This window comes from Acidimicrobiales bacterium, assembly GCA_036273495.1.
Taxonomy (GTDB): Bacteria; Actinomycetota; Acidimicrobiia; order Acidimicrobiales; family JAJPHE01; genus DASSEU01.
Genome location: DASUHN010000235.1, coordinates 1 through 3,623 on the forward strand (window position 1 = coordinate 1; position 3,623 = coordinate 3,623).

Below are 3,623 nucleotides of genomic sequence, written 5' to 3' on the forward strand. Positions count from 1 at the left end.
GAGCCGGGCGCCGGATCCGACCTGGCGTCGCTGCGGACGCGCGCCGAGCGGGTGGACGGGCGCTACGTCGTCAACGGGCAGAAGATGTGGAGCAGCGGGGGGCAGTACTCCGACTGGTGCATGCTCCTCGTGCGGACCAACCACGACGTGCCCCAGCACAAGGGGATCACCTGCCTTTTGGCGTCGATGCGCTCTCCCGGGGTCGAGGTGCGCCCGATCGTCCTGGCCAACGGCAACCCCGAGACGACCGAGGTCTTCTGGGACGAGGTGGAGGTCCCGGCCGAGAACCGCCTCGGGGAGGAGGGGGACGGCTGGCGGATCGCCATGACCACGGTGTCGTACGAGCGGGGGCCCGCCGACGTGGGGATCATCGCCCACTTCCGGCGCAACCTGCGCCAGGTGGAGCGGCTGGCCGCCGAGCGGGGGAGGGCGGCCGAGCCCGAGGTCCGCAAGGCGCTGGCCCGGGCCTACGTGCTGGGCGAGGAGCTGCGCCTCAACGTCGTCGAGCAGCTGTCGATGCGGGTGAGCGGCCGCCCGCCCGGTCCGGAGAGCTCGGTTTCCAAGCAGCTGTGGACGGCGGCCGAGCAGTACCTGCAGCACGTGGCCATGGACCTGGTCGGAGCCGACGCCCTCACCGGCGCCGCCGAGGACCGGCTGGCCGAGTACTTCTACTCCCGGCCCATCAGCGTGTACGGGGGCTCGGCCCAGATCCAACGCAACCTGCTGGCCCAGCGGGTGCTCGGCATGCCCCGCGGCTGAGCGAGCGACGCGTGGAGCCTGCGCCCGTGGACCCGGCCCCGATGGACCCCGCCTCGGAGTACTACCGCTCGAGCCTCCGGGCCGCCATGGACCCGCCCGCCGGGGCCCGGCCGGCGGTGCGGCTGGGCTCGGCCCTGCGCCGGGCCGCCCGGCTGGCCACGACGTCGGCGGCGCCCCCCGAGCTCCTCGAGCGGGTGGCGGAGGAGGTCGAGCGGCTGGCCGACCTCCTGGGCCCCCACGCCGAGACCAGCCGCTACCCCCACGCCGAGCGCCTCGGCAGCCCGGGGGCGGGCTTCCTCACCCACCCGTTCACGGGCGCGGTGAACCCGTGCTCGCCGGCGCTGCGCCTGCGCGCCGAAGGCGAGACCCTGGTCGGCGCGGTGGCATGGGGGCCGCAGTTCGAGGGACCGGCGGGCTACGCCCACGGCGGCCACATCTCGGGCTGCTTCGACGTGCTGCTGACGGCGACGGCGGGCATCAACGGGAGGGGCGGGCTCACCAAGTCGTTGGGCGTGCGGTACCGGCGGCCGGCGCCGCTCGACGTGGAGCTCCGCTACGAGGCGGCGGTCGAGTCGTGGGACGGACGCACGACCGTGGTCCGGGGCCGGCTCACGGACGGGGACCAGGTGTGCGCCGAGGGGACCGCCGAGATCGCCACCGGGCGGGGGCCGGCGGTTCCGGCCCCGCCGGCCCCCTAGACAGAGCTGTCATTCTGCGGAAGGAGCCAGCGGCTTGTTCGAAGGGGTCCGGGTACTCGAGGTCGGCACGTGGGTCATGGTGCCGGGTGCCGGCGTGCTGCTGGCCGACTTCGGGGCCGACGTGATCAAGGTCGAGCACGCCCGCAGCGGCGACCCGGCCCGGGGCCTGGTGACCGGAGGCCTGACGCCGACCCAGGGGACGGTGAACCTGATGGTCGAGCAGGTCAACCGGGCCAAGCGCTCCATCGGCCTCGACCTGGGCCAGGAGGCCGGCCGCCAGCTCCTGTACGAGCTGGCCGGGCGCGCCGACGTGTTCCTCACCAGCTTCCTGCCCGACGCCCGCGAGAAGCTGCGCATCGACGTCGACGACATCCGCGCCGTCAACCCCGGCATCGTCTACGCCAAGGCCGACGCCGTCGGTCCGGCCGGGCCGGAGGGGGGCAAGCCCGGCTACGACGCCGCGGTGTTCTTCGGGCGGGGCGGGATCCTCAACTCCTTCAGTGTTCCCGACGGCCCGCTGCCCCGGCCCCGGCCCGGCTTCGGGGACAAGACGGCGTCGCTGGCCATCGCCTACGGGATAGCCGCCGCCCTGTTCCGCCGCGAGCGCGAGGGCGTGCCGGCGGTCGTCGACGTGTCGCTGCTCGGCAGCGCCATGTGGGTGGCGTCGTCCGACATCGTCTACTCGGCCGTGCTCGGCTCCGACTTCTCGCGCGTCGAGCGGCCCGCCACCAACCCCGTCGCCACCCACTACGCCACCTCCGACGGGCGCTGGATCATGCTCTCGATGCTCGAGTCGCAGCGGTGGTGGGCGCCGCTGTGCCGGGCCCTGGACCGCGCCGACCTGGTCGACGACCCCCGCTATGCCGACGCGGCATCGCGCGCCGCCAACGCCGCCGAGTGCCGGGCGGTGCTGGCCGAGATCTTCGCCGCCGCGCCGCTCGAGGAGTGGCGCCGCCGCCTGGCGGCGCTGCGGGCGCCGTGGGAGGTGGTGGCGGACTCCGCCGAGGTGGCGCGGGACCCCCAGGCCGAGGCCAACGGCTACATCACCACCGTGCAGCATCCGGGCGGAGAGTCGATCCGGGTCGTGCGCGCCCCGGTCACCTTCGACGGCCGGGCGCCTGAGGTGGGCACCGCCCCCGAGTTCGCCCAGCACACCGAGGAGGTGCTGCTCGAGCTGGGCCACGGGTGGGACCGCATCGCCGAGCTCAAGGCCGACGGGGTCATACCGTGACCCGGGAGTCGGGCCCGGCGCCCGGCCCGGGAGCGACCGAGGGCGCCCGGACGGGCGAGCTCCGCGAGCGCCTCCTCGACGCCGCCCAGCGCGTCTTCGCCTCGTCGGGATACGCCAGCGCCACGGTCGACGACGTCATCAGGGCCGCCGCCACGTCGCGCGCCACCTTCTACCGCTACTTCCGCAGCAAGGAGGACCTGTTCGACGAGCTGTCCCGCGCCTGCTTCCTGGAGATGCGGGCGGTGGTGAAGAGCCTGGCCGGGTTCGATCCCGCCGACGGGGCCCGGGAGGGGCTGGAGCAGCTGGTCGACACCTACCGGGAGCTGCAGTCCCGCCAGGGCGGGGTCATCCGGGCGTGGATGGAGCAGGTCGACCGCCCCGAGTCCCAGGTCCGGAAGGAGGCGGCCAGCACCTTCGCCGCCCTGCTGTCCGGGCTGGAGCGGCCCATCAGCGCGGCGGGGGCACCGTCGCGAATCACCCCCGAGGTGCAGGCCGCCCTCCTCCTGGTCGTGCTGACCCGGGCCACCTTCTACGTCCTGCACCGCTACTCGCGCGTCGATCCCGACCGGCTGGCGCCCACCCTCGCGGCCATGATCCACCGCGCCTACTTCGGGGCCGCCCCGCCGGAGCGGCGGGGCCGGCTGCGGGTGGCGTCCGACGAGTAGCGGGCCGCCGCCCGGGCCCGTAGGCAGACAGGGGTGTCAGGTAAGGTGACGGCATGACCGACATCCCCCGGATCATCTCGGTGGACGACCACGTCGTCGAGCCCCCCGACCTGTGGACCTCCCGGGTCACGGCCCGGTTCTCCGACCGGGCCCCCCGCATAGTGCGCCAGAAGATCCGCTTCGTGGGCGACGGGGCCGGGGGCTCCGGGGCGGTGGGCTGGGTGGAGGACGACGCCGGGGACTGGTGCGACGTGTGGCACTACGACGACC

5 protein-coding genes are annotated in these 3,623 nt (G+C 74.5%); all 5 read left to right on the forward strand.

What is annotated here, in order from left to right:
• On the forward strand, positions 1–759 hold a 759-nt coding region (locus VFW24_10050), incomplete at its 5' end, for an acyl-CoA dehydrogenase family protein (protein ID HEX5267103.1).
• 26 nt (positions 760–785) lie between these two features.
• A complete protein-coding gene (locus VFW24_10055; GenBank protein HEX5267104.1) occupies positions 786–1,457 on the forward strand; it encodes a hotdog fold domain-containing protein in 672 nt (223 codons plus the stop codon).
• Between the two features lie 34 nt (positions 1,458–1,491).
• Positions 1,492–2,688, forward strand: a complete 1,197-nt coding sequence (locus tag VFW24_10060; GenBank protein ID HEX5267105.1) for a CoA transferase — start codon at positions 1,492–1,494, stop codon at positions 2,686–2,688.
• Positions 2,685–3,353 (forward strand): TetR/AcrR family transcriptional regulator, encoded by a 669-nt coding sequence (locus tag VFW24_10065; protein ID HEX5267106.1) that lies wholly within the window; start codon positions 2,685–2,687, stop codon positions 3,351–3,353. The genes VFW24_10060 and VFW24_10065 overlap by 4 nt, the downstream gene beginning before the upstream one ends.
• Positions 3,354–3,406: 53 nt before the next feature.
• A partial coding sequence (locus VFW24_10070; protein ID HEX5267107.1) for an amidohydrolase occupies positions 3,407–3,623 on the forward strand: 217 nt, incomplete at its 3' end.